The 1,046-nt window shown below is 64.3% G+C and carries 2 protein-coding genes; both read left to right on the top strand.

Annotated elements, in window-relative coordinates; all coding sequences use genetic code 11:
- Window positions 1–475 (top strand): ROK family protein (locus PFH44_RS27895; RefSeq protein WP_283826884.1); only part of this gene is annotated, 475 nt, incomplete at its 5' end.
- Window positions 476–485: 10 nt separating this feature from the next.
- On the top strand, window positions 486–1,046 hold a 561-nt coding region (locus tag PFH44_RS27890), incomplete at its 3' end, for a M81 family metallopeptidase (protein ID WP_283826883.1).

The raw sequence follows: 1,046 nt of genomic DNA, 5'->3' as shown, positions 1-1,046 counted from the left end.
CTGGGGCGGCGCCCACGGCGGCGCCGGGGAAATCGCCCACTGCACAATCGTGCCGGCGGGTAAGCCCTGCCGCTGCGGGAAGCGCGGCTGCCTCGACACCGTGGCCTCCCTGACCGCCATCTTTGAACAGGCGCGCATGGAGGGCATCGAGGCCACCAGCCTCGCCGAGCTCGAGGCGCTGGCCCGCAAAGGACATTCCGGGGCGATCCATATCCTGCACCAGGCCGGCGACGCGCTCGGGATGGCCATCTCCCATCAGATTCAGACCCACGATCCGGCGGCGATCATGCTGGCGCATCAGCCCGATAGCTTTCAGGGGCTGCTCAATACCGTGATGCAGCAGGCCATCGAAACCTATCTGCTCCCCGGCATGGCGGGGAAAACGCCGCTCATCTACCGCCCGCTTGAACAGGACAGTTGGGCGCTTGCTGCCGCAAGCGTGGCCCTTACTCACGTTTTATTTCCTGAATATTAACGAGGTCCCTATGCGCATTGCCGTTGGCGGAATACACATTGAATGCAGCACCTTCAATCCGGTACTGACTCACGAGGACGAATTTCGCACGGTCGAAGGTGACGCGCTGCTGGCGGCGCCCTACTTTCAGTTTCTCAAGGACTATCCGGCGACCTTTCTGCCCACCCTGCACGCCCGCGCCATTCCCGGCGGCCCGGTCGCGCGTGCCGCCTATGAGAGCTTTAAGACCGAGTTTCTGACCCGCCTGCAGGCGGCGCTGCCCGTTGACGGCCTCTATCTGGCGATGCACGGCGCGATGTACGTTGAAGGGCTGGAAGATGCCGAAGGCGACTGGATCGCCGCCGCCCGGGCCTGCGTCGGCGACGCCTGCCCGATAGCCGTGAGCTACGATCTGCACGGCAACGTGACCCAGCGCATTATCGACGCCATTGATATGTACTCAACCTACCGTACCGCGCCGCATATTGACGTTGAAGAGACCATGCGCCGCTCCGTCACCATGCTGGTCAACAGCATCACCACCGGCGTTCGGCCCGGGGTGGTCTGGGTGCCGGGGCCGGTGAGGCCCCCC

Origin of the sequence: Klebsiella sp. Ech2A, assembly GCF_030078455.1 — a bacterium.
GTDB lineage: Bacteria > Pseudomonadota > Gammaproteobacteria > Enterobacterales > Enterobacteriaceae > Klebsiella > Klebsiella terrigena.
This window is presented reverse-complemented; position numbering and strand designations above follow the sequence as displayed.